At 32.3% G+C, this 18763-nt stretch carries 15 protein-coding genes; all 15 read left to right on the top strand.

What is annotated here, in order from left to right; all coding sequences use genetic code 11:
• Positions 1-906, top strand: coding sequence for a hypothetical protein (locus RT99_RS21005; RefSeq protein ID WP_042566694.1), 906 nt, complete (start codon positions 1-3; stop codon positions 904-906).
• Positions 907-941: 35 nt separating this feature from the next.
• On the top strand, positions 942-1823 hold the full coding sequence (locus RT99_RS21000; protein ID WP_165587219.1) for a TssN family type VI secretion system protein: 882 nt from the start codon (positions 942-944) through the stop codon (positions 1821-1823).
• Positions 1824-1895: 72 nt separating this feature from the next.
• A complete protein-coding gene (locus tag RT99_RS20995; protein ID WP_042566693.1) occupies positions 1896-3032 on the top strand; it encodes a hypothetical protein in 1137 nt (378 codons plus the stop codon).
• A gap of 10 nt (positions 3033-3042) precedes the next feature.
• Entirely contained in the window at positions 3043-3534 is a 492-nt protein-coding gene (locus RT99_RS20990) for a hypothetical protein (RefSeq protein ID WP_042566692.1), read from the top strand.
• A 9-nt stretch (positions 3535-3543) separates the two neighbouring features.
• Entirely contained in the window at positions 3544-4014 is a 471-nt protein-coding gene (gene tssO, locus RT99_RS20985; RefSeq protein ID WP_042566691.1) for a type VI secretion system TssO, read from the top strand.
• Positions 4004-4942, top strand: coding sequence for a PKD domain-containing protein (locus RT99_RS20980; protein ID WP_042566690.1), 939 nt, complete (start codon positions 4004-4006; stop codon positions 4940-4942). The genes tssO and RT99_RS20980 overlap by 11 nt, the downstream gene beginning before the upstream one ends.
• On the top strand, positions 4943-7267 hold the full coding sequence (gene tssR, locus RT99_RS20975) for a type VI secretion system protein TssR domain-containing protein (protein ID WP_131494940.1): 2325 nt from the start codon (positions 4943-4945) through the stop codon (positions 7265-7267).
• 10 nt (positions 7268-7277) lie between these two features.
• The gene (locus RT99_RS20970) at positions 7278-8054 is read left to right on the top strand and encodes a DUF5457 domain-containing protein (RefSeq protein ID WP_124020522.1); all 777 of its coding nucleotides are present in this window, start codon (positions 7278-7280) and stop codon (positions 8052-8054) included.
• 333 nt (positions 8055-8387) lie between these two features.
• Entirely contained in the window at positions 8388-8783 is a 396-nt protein-coding gene (gene tssD / locus RT99_RS20965) for a type VI secretion system tube protein TssD (protein WP_042563897.1), read from the top strand.
• A 338-nt stretch (positions 8784-9121) separates the two neighbouring features.
• Complete coding sequence (locus RT99_RS20960) at positions 9122-9769, top strand: hypothetical protein (protein WP_131494939.1); 648 nt, start codon at positions 9122-9124, stop codon at positions 9767-9769.
• 80 nt (positions 9770-9849) lie between these two features.
• Positions 9850-10743, top strand: coding sequence for a glucosaminidase domain-containing protein (locus RT99_RS20955; RefSeq protein WP_131494938.1), 894 nt, complete (start codon positions 9850-9852; stop codon positions 10741-10743).
• Positions 10730-11389 (top strand): hypothetical protein, encoded by a 660-nt coding sequence (locus RT99_RS20950; RefSeq protein ID WP_131494937.1) that lies wholly within the window; start codon positions 10730-10732, stop codon positions 11387-11389. Before RT99_RS20955 ends, RT99_RS20950 begins: the two co-directional genes overlap by 14 nt.
• Positions 11390-11418: 29 nt before the next feature.
• The gene (locus tag RT99_RS20945) at positions 11419-13188 is read left to right on the top strand and encodes a type VI secretion system Vgr family protein (RefSeq protein ID WP_042566684.1); all 1770 of its coding nucleotides are present in this window, start codon (positions 11419-11421) and stop codon (positions 13186-13188) included.
• A gap of 9 nt (positions 13189-13197) precedes the next feature.
• The gene (locus RT99_RS20940) at positions 13198-14547 is read left to right on the top strand and encodes a hypothetical protein (RefSeq protein ID WP_042566683.1); all 1350 of its coding nucleotides are present in this window, start codon (positions 13198-13200) and stop codon (positions 14545-14547) included.
• Between the two features lie 2 nt (positions 14548-14549).
• Complete coding sequence (locus RT99_RS20935; protein ID WP_082036998.1) at positions 14550-18755, top strand: HNH/ENDO VII family nuclease; 4206 nt, start codon at positions 14550-14552, stop codon at positions 18753-18755.
• Positions 18756-18763 lie beyond the last annotated feature (8 nt).

Below are 18763 nucleotides of genomic sequence, written 5' to 3'. Positions count from 1 at the left end.
ATGGAACAGGATATTTCAGTTTTAAAACAACAGCTTAATTTTAATTTAAGAGGTGAAATTCTTTTTTATGAATTGCAGAATATTCTAAAAGATGATACCGAAGTCTTTGTTAGGCACAAAGGTCTTTCAAAAAGGAACAATTCCAGAGATGCTATTGATCTCTCTTCAATGTTATATCAGGAAGATTCCAGATTTACCAAGGAAGCGCTTGTTTTGCATTTGGCAAAAAACAGCATTTACCATAATTTACCCGAACTGCTTTTTCATCCCTTGTCTGTTAGCAATCCTACAATGTCAAACAAAGAGATTGTGGAGGCGGTTAGAGAAAATAAAGAAACAGAAAAGAATGCTTTAGATTTCTTTATGCCTTTTGATAATGAGATTTTCTTTGCCAATACTCATTATGCGATCAGAAGCTTACACTTGTTTCAGGACAAGATTGATTTGTTTCTAAATATAGTAGATGAACTAGTTGGCATTGATTTTAATTTATCTAAAGAACAAAAAAAGAATCTGTTCATTTATCTGTGTGAAGCCGAAAAGCTAAAAGAAAATCTTCCGGAGTTGGAGAAAGTTTTAGAAATGCTGCTAGGCAATGTAGTAAAACTAAAATATAAAAAACATGTATTTACGACATCTCCTTTTTTAAAACTAAGTGAAGGTACTTTAGGCTTTGATTTAGGACTTAGCGGAGCAGTAGAAAGTGAGATTGATGATGTTGAGGTGACCTTATATTTTGAAGGAAATATTAATTATCCCATTTTAGAAAACAAGATGGAACTTACGCGAAAAGTATTAGAATACTTTCTTATTAGCAACAGAAAAGTTGATATTGTTTTTTTTAATAACTATCAATTAGGGATAAAACTAAACGAAAACTATTTAGGTATAAATACCATTTTATAATTTTTAAACTATAATAAAAGAGATAACATTCACCTATGAATACAATACTACCCTTTTTTTTAAAATACCTTTTAGCGCCGTTTTTGATACTTATTATAACACTCATTATGAGTCAGTTTTCGAGTATAAAAATAAAAGCCAAGGCGGCCATAATATTTATTTTATGCTTTTCGCTTATAGCAGCTTTACCTTGTTTGTTTGCGTTTTTTAACAATGAGTTTATTTGGTTTGGCTTATTGTTTTCAGTATTATGGTACTTAATACTCGGAGTTGGATTGTTGTATTTTATGGATTCAGCCATGTTTCAAAAGATAGAAATACAAAATAGTGCTCCGGCAAAAGTTTTTCTTTTTTTAATTGTAGCAATTCTCTCTTCCTGGATTTACTATCTGGCGTTTAATTATATCGCGATTTCCAGTTATGCACATATCAGTATGCTTAATATTCTATGGTTATTTGCGCCAATCTTTTTTCAGGAATCAAAGAAAAAATATTTACAGATTCCTGAGTCATTTTATGAATATTGGAGGGTTGGAAAAGAACGTAAAGACATTGAGTATTGGGACAATATTGATAAGTTTCGTTTAATGCAGGTATCAATACATATAAAGAAAAAAAGCAATTCTGAATTTTTTTCAAAATTTGATGTAAAAATTGCCCAGGATGTTAATCTGGGTAATTGGTTTGATAAGTTTATTGAAGACCAAAATTATAGATTTCCCAATGATGCCATTGAATCCAGTGCCGAGCATGAAGATAAGGGATGGACTTTTTATACGGCAAAATATTTCAGTTTCCCTTTATTTATTAGGAACCTAAGTCCTTATCAGACGATTTCAGAGGGTAAACTAAAAAACAAACAAACTATTTTTGCCAAGAGAGTTACTTTGAAAAAGCAAAATCCAATAGAGGAATAATTAAAATGAAGTATGGAATACTTCATTAACTAAAAAAAACTAACTAATACCAGAATATAACACTTACCAATTATGAAATCAAACATACATTTACCAATTAACTGGACAGATGGTGTAAAACTAACAAAAGACCATTTTATCAATAATTATTTCAATTTTATAACAATTGTCAGCGATTATAATAAAGTTCAGTTAAACAACTTTAATTATGGGGCTATTCAGCCAGCAGGTAATATATCTATAGATGTTGAAATAAAAATTGAAGGCGGACAATTAGTTGCGTATTTAAAAAAATGCGATGTAATTGCTAAAAACGGATATGTAATTTCTTATAATCAGGATATTTATGGTACAAAACTTCCTGAAGCAAGTATCAATGCAAATGATTTAGACCGAAATTCTGCAGAGTATTATTATGTTATAGTTTCTATAAATCCTTATGATCTAATTCCTGTAGGTATTCCAGATCCGGAAATAATTCCGTTACATCATCCTCATGCGCTTCCGGAAATAAAGTTACATATTGTCAAAAAAAATGAGGTTAATGATAATTTTTTATCGGGCTACTTTTTAATCGTAAAAAAATTAGCATTTCAAAACGGTACATTCCTTGACGACGGAAAATATATAGCTCCGGTTGTAAAAACAAAAAACAATGAAACTTTAAATCAATTCATTACAAAAGTTAATACCGAATTATATCAGTTAAACGATTTTTCGATAAAAATTCATAAAAAAAACGCGCACAGTTCCAGTAACAACAAATTAGTATCGAACACATTTAGTTTGTGTACCAAAATAATTGATTACTATGCAGAGCATTGCTTTTATCTTAAAAACATAGCTTCTGAAGAAGCTCCGGTGTATATGTTTGACAAAATAATTGTGTTGGCCAATCATCTTATCTCAACATTGACCCTAATGGACGACAAAGAGAAAGAAATGCTTTTACAATATTATTACGAATGGATTGATGTAAAACCTTCAGAATTACTTAGTGTATTGTTTGAAGCAAAAAGCGCTGTTTATGACCATAATGACATTGCGCAAACGCTGGAAAAACTAAATCAGTTTCTGGGGATTTTAAAACGCTTATGGCAAAAATTAAGCGAATTAGAATACATCGGAGTAAGAAAAGAAAATATTGTAATTAGCGAAGAAACCAAAGTATCAGCTCCAAAAAGCAATACGTGGTCAATACTAGATTAAACATACAACTATGAACCCACTTAATCACGATAAAATAGTCAGTAAAAAGCGCAAGTTTTTTATTATGTTTTTTATAACATTCGCTTTTGTTTTTGGTTGCCTCTATATCACGCTGATAACTGCAAATAAAGGTGTTGCCGAGTTGGAGCAAAAACATAAATATTACAATGATATCGCAGTAAAACAAGGCGAAATGAACCTGCTTTTAGATGAAATATTAATAGAAATCAACGATTTAAGATTTAAAGACAGAACCCTAAACGAGCGCAAAAATCTTCAGTCTCTGATCAATGAGAAAAGATTTGCCATCAATAATGAGATTCAAAAATCAAAAACAAATTTGACAAATTCTTTTGTTTTATATGAAGAGTTTTTGGTCGAACTACAACATATACAGACTAAAATTGATGTTTTGAAAGAAGCCGAGACAAATTATGAGATAAATAAAACTCAGCTTAAAAAATGTATTGATAAACACGATCAGGAAAATAAAAAAAAATAATCCCATTTTATGAAGAAGGCAATAGAATTTGATGAAACATATTGGAAAAAGGTAAAATTCAACTTATTATTTATCATCAGTGCTTGTATTATATTTATTGTTGTTACCAAGTTTTTATTAAAAACACCCAATTTTAATAATACAGATATGCTCAACAGAATCAATGATTACGAAAAAATGCAGAAGATTAAAGTAGATTATGCTAATAAATCCAGAAAAATTTTCCAGACCATTGATACTATTAAATATGACATCAACCAGGTACAGCGTATTGATGAAGTAAAAAGAAGAATATCAGATTATAAGCGATTGTATAAGGATAACGAATTTCATTCGTCATATAACTTTTGTTTAATTGGCGGCAACCTGTTAAATGTTTTTTTAGAGATAAACCTTGAAGAAAGTACCGTGAAAAAGAACGATACTCTTGTACAAACAAGTCTTAACGAATGTAAAGCAAATTTTAAAAATGAACATTAAAAATAAAACAGTAGTTATCGTTTTGTTTTGTATTGCAATAATTTTGTTTATAGTGGCATTATTATTCCCGTACAATAAAAGATTAAGTAATCTTGATTTTTCAATATTAGACGATAACGATAATCATCAGTATGAATTAAACGAAAAATTATCTTTTAAGATAAATGACAGTACGTTGATATCAGATAAAAAAGCAGTCTGGTATTTTGGTAACGGTGATTCGATTGTTAGTAAAGGAAGCGTAAATTATACCTATGACAGAGCAGGTAAATATTTAGTAACACTAAAAATTGATAATAAATTCGATTTTTCAAAACAAATTAATATCGTCAATGGAAGAGCATTGACAGCAAAAGATTCTATTCCAAAAATATTTTGCTCAGAGTTTGGTTATGTGGGCGAAGAAATCGTGTTTACAGGATATTCGCCAAGTTCAAACAATTGGTATTGGGAATTTGGTGAAACCGGAACGATCGATTCTTATGAAAAGCAGGCTATTTATATTTTTACCCAGCCCGGTATTTATACCGTAAAATTGGAAACAGATAAAACCAGATATCCTATAACAAAAGAAATAGAGATTCTTCAATTGTACGAACCATTCAAAGAGCCAGAAGTTGTAGATTCTGCAGGTATTGTTTTGAACGATATAAAAAAACGCCTGCAAATTATTGCCAATCTGGGCGCAAGGGATACAAGAATGTATAAAGAACAGGTTAATTATTTGAAAAATAAGTACATATGTAATGATTTGTCTGATGTTGTAGTAGTGGTAAACGAAGAAAAATACAATGATTTTTTAAGTTATTGTCAGGGACTTCATTACTTAGACGGAAATTCTACTATAATTCAGGAAGTAAAATTAGATACCATTAAATGCTTTAAGCAAATAAATGTTACTCAAAAAACTAAAAAACAAAGTAAATAGATGAAAATTAATATTTTACTTCGATATACCTCGTTGATTTGCTTATTGGTAACAAATGGTGTTTTTTCTCAGGTTAAAAATAGCACAAGTGTTATCGAGAAAACAGGAAAAACAGTAAACACTTATGATAATGAAAAGCAAAAAGAAAGCGAAAAATCACAGCTTAAATTGGTTTTTTCAGATAGAAGTGATAATAATATTTATGAAGAACCTTATGGTGCCAAAGTAAATAATAAAGCCAATATTTTGTCTCCAATGTATGTGATCGATGAAGATAAAAACTATTATGAGGTTGTGGTTGCAGATAAAAAAATGATTGGGAAACCAAAAGGAACATTCTCCGTTTTACGCAGTAAAAAAAATCATTTTTCTAATGCAAAAGAAGTACAGTATCTGGGCTGGATTAAAAAAGAAAATGTCATTGAATACAGCAGGGCGATGCAAAACCAGGTCAATTTAAAGTATGTAAAATATTTTGTAGCTTCAAATACCTTAGACAACTTGTTTTCCAGTGGTAAAAATGTCAAAAAAAGTACACTTTTATTAAAGAACGATCCGAATTTAGAATCGGCATCTAAAAAAAATATTAAACTAAATGATTTTGTATATGTATATAAAATCAACAAAACCACCAATTCAGCCTTTGTATCAAATTTTGATGATGTTATGCCAAAAGACACAACAAATCTTAAATTTGGTTGGGTTCCTTTGCAATATTTGAATCCTATAGAAGATAATATGGTTGTCAGGCTGAATCCTGCGGATACACTGCATTTTTCTTCAGGAAAAATTAATTTTCTGGCTAATGAATTGTACAAGAATACTTTTTTTGTAAATGAAAATCAGTCAAGTGAGCCAATCAAGTTTGAAAACACAAGTAAAATATCGCTGCCCATAAATGTTTGGAACCACGACAAAAACAAAATTACAAATTTAAAAGGCGATGACATTTCTATTAAAACCATCGAACAAATCGCTTTGGAAAGTAAGAATATTAATTTTTATTACGTTTTTGAGAACAACAACTCAACAAAGCAATATTTAAAAAAAACGCTTTCGGCATTACAGAATCTTAAATTAACGACCAGTAGTGAATTATATGCAAATTATAATTTTACATATTCGTTTATAGCAAAAGGAAAATCTAAAAGTTATTATTTGATAAAATCCCAATCTTTTTCAAAATGGTTTGATTTAATAGAGAAAAGCATCAAGACACCAGATGAAATTTTGGATGAGAATATTTTACGCAACAGTAATACAAATATTAGCCAGTTTTTGAGTTCAGAAACAAATTTTGAAAATAACTTTTTTATCCTGACAGGTTTAGATGGATCTATAAACAACGTTTTACCGGATAATTTCAATATTTTGGCAAAAAATAATGCTAAAATATTATTCATTATTTTTAAAAATGAAAACAATTCCGATAACCAGGATTTCATTCTGCAGAGTAAAATGTATTTAAGCGAGGCAAGTAGTGCCAATAAAAAAAATATTCAGAACTATTATGTTGACCCAAAACTGATTGCAAAAAACGATGAGTTTATATACAATGGTGATGTAGATAATGATTATATCTACGATGCACCATTAAAAAGTAATTTTAACGGAGGCATCATTTTTCCTAAATTAAATGGAGAGCTTACGCCTGAAACTATCAATAAATCCATTGACAGCGTTATTAGTAAAACTATAAAAACAAATAATACATTATTAAAATCGCTGACACAATACAAAAATGAATTTAGCTTTTTAAGAAGTCAGCCAAGCGGAACGATCAATAATCTTATTCAAAATTATCCGCGAAAAGATAGTACAAGCACCGACATACCTAAAAACTATAAAAGCGAAACATTTGTAATAAATGCAAAAGATACCCTTAGCAGTAGTTTAGAAAACAAAGTCCATATTTTACTGACCGAGAGTGAAATTAAGCAGCTTATAGAAAACTACAGAGAGTTAATTAGCAAAGAATATACAAACGCAAATATTGATAAAGTCGAGATTTTAAGCTTTAGGGACAGATGTAAAATGTTTGCCAGTAAAATTAGACAAACAGAGTCAATAAAAAACAGAAGTTCTTTGGCAGATTTACTTTATTACAAGACAAGAGTATTTGTAAACAGTCCTGATTTGCATGAAATAAGGATTAAAGATATTCGAAAGTTTAAGAAAAAGCCTGACCAATTCAGAACAATTTTTACAACTTTAAACAGTAAGGTTGAGGTTTTAGAAAAAATGCAGCGCAATAATACTTTTGAGGTTTTTGACGATGAATCTCAGACTAAATATTATTATATATCAAAAAAACTTCTATTATAAAATAAGGATTATGGAGATTATGAATACAATAGAAATGACAAAACCTTTGCATGAAATAATTCTAGAGTTATTTTATTTTGAAAGCAAAGGAAAACCGTGTGAACTCACAAAAAATGAAATTTTATGGAGACTTAAAGATCCGGGCATTACTGAATATCAAATGGAAGAAGTGCTCAATTGGATGGTACATCATAAAAAACTAACCGAGAGTCTGGGGGTTTATTCCCTGGATCGCTTTGAACTGATAGATTTAGAAGAAAAATTTAAAAACGAAAGATTGAATAAAGAGAAAAAACAAGAACCTATTTTTTTCACTAATTACAGTACTATAAACAATATTCATAGTGCGGTGAGACCAAAACCAATAGAGATAATTGTTCAGTACATTTTACCAACGTTTTTATTATCCTATATTGTTTTTATCTTTTTTTTGGTAAACAAGCTAAATAAAAGTTTCGAAGTCAATAATAGTAAAATTGAAGATGTAAGTGAGTTAACACTTAAAGAGCCTAAAACCGGGGTTATTAAGAAAAAAGCAGCTTTATCAGACAAGGAAGTTAAGCGCTTGTTTTCTAATCAGCACCAAAACATTTTATATTTAAATAAAACGATTGATTCTTTACAAAAACAAGTAAACAAAATAAATGAAATCCATACAATTGCGACTTCAGATATAAAAACTCAGATAAATTCATTGCAGCCTCAGGTTAATGCTATCATCTTGCATATTACGGTTGTACTTCTGGGATTTATTTTATTATTTTTTATGAAAAATATTATTAATTAATATTTCACATTTAAAAAATTCATATAAATTCTCTGCAAGCCCAGCAAATACTGTATTCTTACATATTTTAATTTTCGTAAAAAAAATATTTCACTATTTTTGATGAAAAAGATTACGAATAAACTTGTTTATTTAATTTGTATTTGTATATTCGTACATATTATTGATTGCGAATCACCCTCACCTTCCTACAAGAAGCAATTAAAAAAAGTACGTTAGTACAAAAAAGAGGTATTCTAAAATCATGTAGAATACCTCTTTTTTTTGTTAATACTAGTCATACAAAATAAAGAGGATTCTAAAAAAACATTTTTTAACTTAATTATTTTTATTATGGCATTTAAAGCAATTTTAGAATTCGAAGGAAACGAGTACCAAGTATTATTCTCAAAAGTTGATATGTTAAGACATACTGACGGTAAAGGAGCAGTTTCATCTGAAATTAAAGGAGGTAGATTAAACCTAAAATTAAAATCTACAGACAATACTACTGTTATCGAACAGGCAGTAAACAGTCAGCACAAACCAGTAAGCGGAAAAGTAAAATTTTTCAAAGCAGATTCTGAACAAGTAATGAAAGAACTTTCTTTTGAAAATGCATTTATTGTATTCTTCAGCGAGCAGCTTGATGCTATGGCAGAAACTCCAATGACTACTGAGATCACTTTCTCAGCAGAAAAAATTACATTAGGTAATGCAACATTAGATAACAATTGGGCTAAAATCTAATTTATTTCAATTTATCAGGAAGCGGTCATGCACCGCTTCTTGTTTTTATAAAATCTTAGTGTTTTAAAATAGTAATATTTTTTACTCATCTAACTTGTAGGAGTTTTCTAACTACAAAGAAAATAACTGTAATTTTTTGAGAACTATTTGTGTGGTGATATTTTTTTTTCTTCTTTTTTATGCGGATGAGAAGAATAAAAATAAATAAGAATTATAAGATGTCAAACAAAAATTAGGCTAATCATTACTAAAAATGAGTAGTTGTCTAGCTTTAATTTTATTTGTTCTTAATGCCTTGAATTGAAATGTATAAGGTAACTGATACTAAATAATAAGATATGCAACAACAAGATTTTCTTTATAGTAATTTAGATAAGAACTTTTTATTGAAAAAGATGTTGTCTGGTATTTTATTCTTGATGCTATTTGGAATTTTTTACATGTATTCTTTTATTATATTGATGACTATTGAATCGATTGACAGGAATTTTTTAGCTGAATATTTCTATATAATGAGAGTAGGAATAGCAACATCTTTAAGTTGTATATTCATGTTTTTATTTTATGATAAAAAAGATCCTCTTTTATCTATTTCAAAATTACTTCTGCTATTATTTATTGCCAGTTCCTTTTCAGCTGTATTTGCCTATCTGTTTAAGAATAGTCCTTTTTGTGTTTTGAAATATTCTATTGGTATTATAACAGGACTCTTTTTTAATTTCATATATAAAAATAAAAAAGAAAAAAGAAATAGCTTCTCAGGAGTAGTTTCACTATTTGCACTTTTATTATGCGAAAATCTGGAACGTTTTTTAATAATGGATCCCCCAGATTATCCATCAGTTTTATATATTAAATCATTTCCGCATATATTTCTTTGGTGTGGAACAATTGTATTTGTTTTTTTCTCGTCGTATTTTTTTGCAAAAGGATTTTTGATCAAAAATAAATTTGTTAGTAGAAGTTCTAAAATATTGGTAAAATGAAATAAAACCAACCTAAACCTAGTAAACGACCAAAATAATATTCTGAATAAACCGAAATAAGATATATGATTTAATGTGTATTGAAATATTTCAAATTAATAAATTTTACCATGGCCAAATCTTCATCCTCAGGAAAACATAAAAATGCCAGCTCATTAGGTGTTAAAGGTCCTCAATATAACAGACAAACAGGCCAATGGGAAAATACAGATAAGCTATCGGCGATGATGCAGCGAAGAAGCGTACAAGGCTATCGTGTTGCAGAAGATGTTAAATCTAAAAATTTAAGTTCATCATTTAAAAAAGAAAAACTTCTTCATCATGAGTTTTTGACAACAATTGCCATTGATATTTATGATTTTGCAAAAGCAAAAGGAGCATCTGGTAAGGGTGCATTATTAGTTTTAGCGCAGGCAAGTTTAGAAAGCGGATATGGAGTATCTGCAATAAAAAACGGTGATTATAATTTATTTGGAGTAATGGGGAAACCTTCTAAAAGAAGTACTACTCACGGTAGTGTGAAAGATTATTCAAGCTTAGGAGGTTATCAGGCGGCTTTGACAGATTATTTTAATAAAATAAATAAAAACTGGAGTTATTTTTCAACAATAATAACTCAGGATAATATAACAGCAGATGATATTGATAAAGCTTTCAATACAGGAAAATATTATCCAACAGAAAAAGAAAGACATGCTGGTAAATATACCTATAATGCCGATAAGGATAGTGCAGGTAAAAATCATTATGGGGAACATTTATTAAATCAGATAGGCGATTTTAAAAAACGTTTTAAAAAGAGTTTAGACTATCAAGTTGAGGAAAATAAAGAAAGATTAAAGGAAATAAATGCCCTCTTAACAAACAACTCCATTTTATTCACAGATCCGGGAAAAATTAAACTAGAGGATGAAAAGAGATTACTTATTAGACAAAACGAAAAATTCAATTCTATTTCAAATGAAATTAACTAATTTTTTTAAACTCAAAATAATTTTAATTGTTTTTGTTTTTTTTGGATGTAATGCAAAGACCAAAGAAAAAGATATTTCAAAACAGATAGTCAAAAATGAGCAAAATAAATTAGAAATTGAAAGCCTTGAAGTTAAAGACAAGGTAGGAGCTTTATATACGATTAAGTATTATAATGATAGTATTCATATTAGTCAAAACAAAAAAGATATTATAAAAATAGGATATCTAAATCGATTCGATAAAGTATTTCCTTTAAATGGCCTGATTGTAAATGATAAATCCAGAGATTGTTATATCACAGATAATGAAATGCTTTTATTACCATTAAGTGAGGTTAATAATAGAATAAACCTGATAGTAATTGATCTAATAAATAAAAAACAAATTAACTATCAATTTAAAGAGACATCCGATGATATCCTGACAACAGCTATCAATTCTTTTTATTTTAATGAAAAAAGCCAGATAATTATAAGTACAAATAGCTTGAATTATGAAGGAAAAACAACCGTTCATTATTACAAACTAGGAAAAAAAACAATAACACATCAAGGAACTAAAGACCTAGATTTAACCGCTGAAATGCTTGAAAGCAATGAAGCTTTTTTTAAGTTTTTAAATACAAATAACAATAATATTCCTTAAGATTTGCTACTAATACAAAAAAATAAACTATGACACCACCAACAATAATTTTTGGAATAGATTCTAAAAAAATAAGCCACTTTACCAGCATTGAGTTGGTACAAGTAATAAATGACCATCATCGATTTGAAATTCTTGTTCCACATGCTGCTGTAGAGAGCCCTTTGGCATATACGCTCGAAAATGCACAGGCATGGTTAGGTAAGGTAGTACATATTGTGCTGGAAGAGAATAATAATTTTTTGGGAGTTGTTACCAATATAGATTTCGATCAGGAAGACGGACATTCAGGAAATCATATTGTGGTTTCAGGCTATTCTAAAACCATATTATTAGAGTCTGGTGAAAAGTTGCATTCCTGGGAAGAACTATCTTTAAAAGACATCATAAAAGAGGTAATAAAAAATGGTGCTGGAGAACAGTTGCAAAATGATATCAATCCTGAATATACCAGTAAGATGGATTATCAGAATCAATACCTCGAAACAGATTTTCAGTTCATCCAGAGATTAGCAAAACAATATAATGAGTGGCTGTATTATGATGGTGAAAAGTTAATATTCGGCAAACCTAAAAGCTTTGATAGTCCTATATCGTTAACTTACAATAGTGATATTTCCAAACTAAAAATATCTGTGCAGGCAGTACCTAATAAATTTAGTGCTTTTACATACAATGAAGGTGCTGATAAACGCTACACTGCAAAATCAAAAGACACAGTAAGCGGATTGCCAAAATTAGGTAATGAAGCATTTGCAAGCTCAAAAGAAGTGTTTGCAACACCTGCGTTTACGCATGGTATAGTGAGTACCGGTGATGATTTGGTTTTAGAATCCTTCTTAAAAAAGAAACAGGAAAGTGCAGCAGCGAATACTAATTATGTCTCAGCAACTACAAAAAACTCAAAACTAAAAGTAGGAAGCATTGTTACCATACAATCAAGTGTTTTAGAAAACTCAAGTATGTTGACACAAGAAGTAGGTTCTTTTATAATTACCGAAATTAGTCATTATGCAACACATTTGGGAGAATATGAAAATAATTTCAGAGCCATACCTTCAAAAGTACTGAGCTTGCCGGAACCGGATGTTGCATATCCAATTGCGCAAACACAGCAAGCTGTAGTAGAAAGCAATACAGATCCTCAAAATAAAGGAAGAGTGAGAGTTCAGATGCTTTGGCAGCAAGGTACTCAAATGAAAACCGCCTGGCTGCGTGTCATGACGCCGGATGCGGGTAGTAGCGATAAAGTAGGAACGAATCGAGGAATGGTATTTATTCCGGATGTAGGCGATCATGTAATGGTACATTTTCGTTATGGCGACCCTAACCGACCTTTTATTTTAGGAAGTGTTTTTCACGGAAAAAGCGGCGGCGGCGGCGGAAAAGACAATAACAAAAGAAGCTTTGCCACAAGAGGCGGAACTTCGCTTGTTCTCGATGAAGAAAAAAACACCTTTACGGCAACAGATCCAAGTGGTAATATGATAATGCTAAACGGAGACGGAACAATGACTATTTATGCCCCAAATAAGGTCGATATACAATCAAAAGAAATAAACCTTATTGCTGATGAAAAAGTAAGCATTAGCGGAGTAAATGAAGTAAATGTTGACAGTAAAAAAGTACTCGTTTCCGGGACAGATGAAGTGACCGTTAAAAGTGATACCCAAATTACGGATGAAGCACCAAGTATTAATATTAAAGGAAAAAATACAATTCTGGCAGAAGGAATGGTCGTTGATATAGATGGTAAAACTATGACTAACGTTAAAGGCGGAATCGTAAATTTAAATTAAAAATTAGAAATGAATAACGCTCACAATCCGATTGCTGTAAGGGTCGAAAACATTCAAAAAATATGGAATAAGACCAGAGCAGCCAAACCAAAAGTACAAGTGTTTAGTATGGTTTGTTACACCGAAGATTATCCATTGGTTGATAGTTTTATTCGGTTAGAATCTTCCGCTTACGGCAGATCAGAGGATTCGTTTGTAGCTTTTTCAATTGATTTTTATGATAAAAAAGACTTTTACACCACTATTATAGAACAATGGATTCTGGCTTTTGATGAAGACCTGAAAAAAAACATTGGATGGAATTGGGAAGATTTTGCTTCTTTTAAAGCTGCTCTTCAGGAGATTGATAAATTAAGTGTTGCTGGCTTAAAAGATTTTTACATCAACATGCTTATAAGTTTCAAAAAGTTTGAAGCGAGAACAGGTAATCTTTTAATTGTTAGTTTTTTAATAAAAAAAGTAAGCAGCCTTGATTTACTAAAGGAAAGCATAAAAGAACTAATAGTTTTATTGCCTGAAAATATAGGATTCCTATTTCTTGATTATAAAGAAAGGCAACAATATAAGGAAGTGATTGCCTCAGTAAAAGAAAAAGGAATTATAATAGAAATTCCTAATCAGGAAATAAATAAAGCGTACAAAGAAATAGCCACACAAGGAAACCCAAACGATCCGCAGGTGCGCTATAGAAAATGTTTATTTGAAATAGGCGAAGCGGCAAAAGATAAAAAGCAGGAAAAAGTAAAAAAACTGGGCGATGAGCTTATAGACATAAGCAAGAGTACAGGAGAAACCAGTTTTTGGGCTTCCTCTTATCTTGTTTACGCCAGTTTTTTATTTCAGTTTAAAGATGAGCAGGAACTTATTCATCAATTATTGGATAAAGGGATAAAAATAACAACACCTCTTTATAAGGACAAACAAGATATTGCAGGTATTTTGATGCAGCTGCTCATGTACAAAGGCTCACATTACAGTATCATGGGGAAACGCGATACTGCTATAGATTATTTTTTAAAGCAAACAGTTATAGCCAAAGAAGTCCAGCAGGAAATGCAGGTAATAAATGGCTATAATTATGCACTGTTATTGGCTGCAAAAAAAAGAGACCAACAATATATTGAGATTTTAAACGATGCTTTCGAATACGGATATGCCTTGACAGATGAAGTACTCAAAATCATCAATTTTACCTTTATAGCCAACAGTTATTTAGAAAATGACCCAAAAATTGATTATTCAGAAAAAGAAGCTATTTCGGACAGAATGAAGTCAATTTTTGGAAAAAACTGGAAAGACAATCCAAAACAGATTGCAAAACAAATACAAGAGGAATATCAATTAAACAACACCTATTAATTATGTTATTGACCGATAATCATTTGACTATGGTCGTAGGGATAGATATCCATTTTACTACCCTGCCGCCTTTTAATCCGTTTCATCCTTACATAGGTATTGTTATTGATCCAGCCGATTATATTCCTTTTTTAGGTACCAGTGTACATGTCAACGGTTTTAAGAGAGGGAACTCAGACACGGGAGGAATTATTATTCCGCTAGTGCACATTCCGCTTTTTACCCCGCCATGGCTTATGACGCCTATTATAGGTCATGAAAGCATGAACTTTTTTGCTTCCCAAACTGTTTTCTCAGATAGTACCAGAATGAGTCCCAAAGGACATATGCTGATGACTTGTAATGATATTGGGATTCCGTTATCGCTGTCGCTGGGAAAAACCAAAATAGGCAAAAAAATGCTTCCTTTTGCACCAACGCTTTTTGCGCCAACTTCATTTTCGCTTCCTATCCCAACGGGAAAACCGGTAATGGTAGGAGGTCCTTATCCGCCAGATTGGGGAGGTATGTTAACCGGATTACTGGCCAGCATAGGATTTAGTACCCTGATGAAATATGGAAAAAAAGCATTCAATAAACTTCTAAAAGGATCTGTAGGTCCCAACTGGCTAAGTAAGCTTTTGTGTCAGGCAGGTTTTGAGCCCGTAAACCTTATCAACGGAGCAGTAATCTACGAGGGAAGTGATTTTGATATCACCGGTCCTATAGTCCTTAATTGGGAACGTCGCTGGTACTCGGATTCAGAGTATATCGGATGGCTTGGTCACGGCGTGCATTGTGTATATGACAGGGCCGTTGAGTTATATCCGGAAGATGATGCATTAGGACTTCGCATGGATGATGGAAGAATTGTGGCATTCCCGTCACTACTGCCCGATGAAGAGTTTTACCTGCGTCAGGAAAAAACAACCCTAAAAAGAACCGCAGACGGGTATCAGGCCTACGACCATAAAAGCAAACTTTTTTATGATTTTACCCTTTTTGACGGTAAAAAATACCAGCTTACACAAATTACCAATCACGACGGACTGTGCATTATCTTTGAATTTACAGGATATCGCCTGAACAAAATTATCGATGCAGCAGGCAGAGAAATAAAAGTAAGTACCATAAACGGACTCATCCAGAAATTAGAACTAGAGGGCCCGGAAGGAGACGAACTTTTGATTGCTTATGAATACGATGAGCACCAAAACATGTCTGCCATTATAGATGCTTTGGGTAAACCAACTGTTATTAAATTCCAAAACCATCTTATGGTCGAGAAAACCGATCGTAACGGGCAGACTTTTTATTGGGAATATGACACTAAAAACCGCTGTGTACACACTTGGGGCGACGGCGGATGGCAGGAAGGCTGGCTCGAATACCATCCCGAAGAAGGCTACAACCTTGTAACGGATGCCAACGGAGCGGTAACTACTTATTGTTATGAGCCCAACCAGTTGGTAACCCAGATAAAAGACCCTATGGGCAACAGTGTTTTTTATGACTATACAGAGTTTATGGAACTCTATCGCGAAATTGATCAGGAAGGAAGAATTCTGGGATTCAATTACGACGATATGGGCAATAAAATCGCCACAACCTATCCTGATGGTACCGAAGAAATGATGATTTATGATGACCAGAACCGCCCATCGATAGCCATAGATCCCGAAGGGCAAAAAACAATATATTTATACAAAGACCAGAACCCGCACCAGCTAAAAACGATAATTGCACCGGATAAAACCAGTACCCACTTTACCTATAACACTGACGGACTTTTAGCAACGGTTGCCAAGAATAATAACGAACTCGAACTGATCTACGACGAGCAGTACAATCTTATTGAATGGCGCGAAAACGAAAAGAAACTAAAAACATGGGAGTACGACCATCGTGGTCGCGTACGGGCGATCTATACCCCAATGCAAATGGCAGATTATTTCAGCTATGACGCTCTGGACAGAGTAAGGCAAATTGTAGAGAAAGACAGCAACGTGATACAGTTTAGCTACGATAGTTATGATGATGTGGTAGCTTTAAAAGACAATAAAAACAGCATTAAGTTTACGTACACACCATTAGGAAGCCTTTCTACGAGAGAACAAAACGGCGTAAAAGTACGTTTTGACTACGATAAGATGGAACAGCTCGTAGGTATTAAAAACGAAGACCATGAAGCTTATTATTTTGTTCGAAACAAAGCCGGATACATTGTAAAAGAAACCGCTTTTGACGGTATCGAAAAAAAATACAGCCGCAACCTTGCCGGAGAAGTCACCCGAATAGATCACGGAGACGGAAAATTTACAGAATACGAGCAGGATGCCTTAGGACGTATTACCAGGGCCGATTATCATGACGGTACCTGGGAAACCTACTCCTACAATAAAAATGGATTACTAATTGAAGCCGTAAACCAAAACGTAAGCATATACTTTGAGCGTGATGCTGTGGGACGCATCATAAAAGAAACCCAAAAACAACAGCTCGATGCCAACGAAAACGGCATAACCCTTACATCAACTTACAATGTTTTAGGACAGCGGATCAATTTAAGTACCAGTCTTGGCGCAGATATAAACACGCATTACAACCAAAAAGGAGAACTCGAGCGCATAGAAGCGCAAAGCAGTGAACTAAAAGAACAGCATCAGGCTTGGGAAACTACGTTAAAACGTGACGATCTGGGCAGGGAAATAGAGCGTTTTGCCACAGGCGGATTGCACATAAAAACCAGCTACAACAACAGCGGTAAGCAAAAGGAGCAGGAAGTATTTGCCAATGGCAGACGCACCGGAGCGCGTTTTTATAACTGGGACACCAACCAGCAATTAAGAAGCGCGGTAAACCAAATGACCCAAAGTTTGACCTATTTTGATTATGATGATTTTGGAAACCTTGCCAAAGCCAGTTATGATGGAAAAGAAGAGCTGTACAAAACCCCTGATGCAGTGGGTAATTTATACAAAACGATAGACCGCAGTGACCGTAAATACGGCAAAGGCGGAAAGCTTTTGAAAGACGAAAAATATTATTACAAATACGATAAACTGGGGAATTTAATACATAAAAGTCCTAGAAACATTATTGAACCTTTAAAATTTGAAAAAGCAACAAACTTTTTTGATAAACTTATAGGCAATAAAACCGAAGAAGCAAGTTTACAAGAAGAACATGAGCAGTGGCAGGAGGGAGATACCGCATATACCTGGCTGGCAAACGGAATGCTCGAAAGCGTAACCAACCCAGATGGAAAAATAGTAAGTTTTGAATACGACGCACTTGGAAGACGTACGGCAAAAATTGCAAACAAAGAAATTTTTAGGTATTTTTGGGATGAAAATGTTCTTATTCACGAATGGAAGTACAATTTAAAAGATCGACCTAAACTTATCGTTAATGGTGATGATTTGGTTTACGATAAACATGAACCTGTTGAGGATCTTGTTACCTGGGTTTATCAGGAAGGTACCTTTGTTCCAATAGCTAAAATAGTGGGAGATGAAAAAATCTCTATAATTAATGATTATATTGGTCGTCCTATACAAGCTTATAATGAAAAAGGCGATCTTGTTTGGGAAACTGATTATGATATTTATGGAGATTTAAGAAATCTAAAAGGAGATAGAAGTTTTATACCTTTTAGACAGCTTGGGCAGTATGAAGATATTGAGACTTCGTTATATTATAATAGGTTTAGGTATTATTCGCCCAATACAGGAACTTATTTATCTCAAGATCCTATTGGAATAGCAGGAAATAATCCAAATTTGTATGGATATGTATATAATGCAAACAGCCAAGTGGATGTGTTTGGTTTAGATGTATTTAATCCAATTACCTGGACGGCTCCTACTAGTGGGACTGGAAACACATATACTGTTTATCAACAAGATATAGATTGGGATAGATTAGATGATAAAGGGAGAACAAATTTACAGAGAGCAACAAAAGGAACTGCTCCTTTAGGGAGTGATGGTAAATCAATTAATCTGCATCATTCTAAGCAAAATGCACAAGGTCCTTTATTTGAAGTATCTGACTCTATGCATAAAAAATTTGACAGAACAAATGCTCTACATCCTTATAAAGTTGATGGTACCGGAAAGCATCCACATTTCCCTGTTGATAGAGATGCATTTGATATAGATAGAGGTTCATATTGGAGGAAAAGAGCAAGAGTTGAAAAAGCTAGAAGAAAAATTAAATGTAAATAATCAATTTT

The organism is Flavobacterium sp. MEB061, from assembly GCF_000834715.1.
In the GTDB taxonomy this organism is placed as follows: Bacteria; Bacteroidota; Bacteroidia; order Flavobacteriales; family Flavobacteriaceae; genus Flavobacterium; species Flavobacterium pectinovorum.
Note: the sequence above shows the minus strand (reverse complement) of the source record. Positions and strands in the feature narration are given on the sequence as shown.

What these genes read in the sequence shown, in the direction of transcription:
- RT99_RS21005 (WP_042566694.1), top strand. Translation starts at nt 1, where the DNA reads ATGGAACAGGATATTTCAGTTTTAAAACAACAGCTTAATTTTAATTTA.
- RT99_RS21000 (WP_165587219.1), top strand. Translation starts at nt 942, where the DNA reads ATGAATACAATACTACCCTTTTTTTTAAAATACCTTTTAGCGCCGTTT.
- RT99_RS20995 (WP_042566693.1), top strand. Translation starts at nt 1,896, where the DNA reads ATGAAATCAAACATACATTTACCAATTAACTGGACAGATGGTGTAAAA.
- RT99_RS20990 (WP_042566692.1), top strand. Translation starts at nt 3,043, where the DNA reads ATGAACCCACTTAATCACGATAAAATAGTCAGTAAAAAGCGCAAGTTT.
- tssO (WP_042566691.1), top strand. Translation starts at nt 3,544, where the DNA reads ATGAAGAAGGCAATAGAATTTGATGAAACATATTGGAAAAAGGTAAAA.
- RT99_RS20980 (WP_042566690.1), top strand. Translation starts at nt 4,004, where the DNA reads ATGAACATTAAAAATAAAACAGTAGTTATCGTTTTGTTTTGTATTGCA.
- tssR (WP_131494940.1), top strand. Translation starts at nt 4,943, where the DNA reads ATGAAAATTAATATTTTACTTCGATATACCTCGTTGATTTGCTTATTG.
- RT99_RS20970 (WP_124020522.1), top strand. Translation starts at nt 7,278, where the DNA reads ATGGAGATTATGAATACAATAGAAATGACAAAACCTTTGCATGAAATA.
- tssD (WP_042563897.1), top strand. Translation starts at nt 8,388, where the DNA reads ATGGCATTTAAAGCAATTTTAGAATTCGAAGGAAACGAGTACCAAGTA.
- RT99_RS20960 (WP_131494939.1), top strand. Translation starts at nt 9,122, where the DNA reads ATGCAACAACAAGATTTTCTTTATAGTAATTTAGATAAGAACTTTTTA.
- RT99_RS20950 (WP_131494937.1), top strand. Translation starts at nt 10,730, where the DNA reads ATGAAATTAACTAATTTTTTTAAACTCAAAATAATTTTAATTGTTTTT.
- RT99_RS20945 (WP_042566684.1), top strand. Translation starts at nt 11,419, where the DNA reads ATGACACCACCAACAATAATTTTTGGAATAGATTCTAAAAAAATAAGC.
- RT99_RS20940 (WP_042566683.1), top strand. Translation starts at nt 13,198, where the DNA reads ATGAATAACGCTCACAATCCGATTGCTGTAAGGGTCGAAAACATTCAA.
- RT99_RS20935 (WP_082036998.1), top strand. Translation starts at nt 14,550, where the DNA reads ATGTTATTGACCGATAATCATTTGACTATGGTCGTAGGGATAGATATC.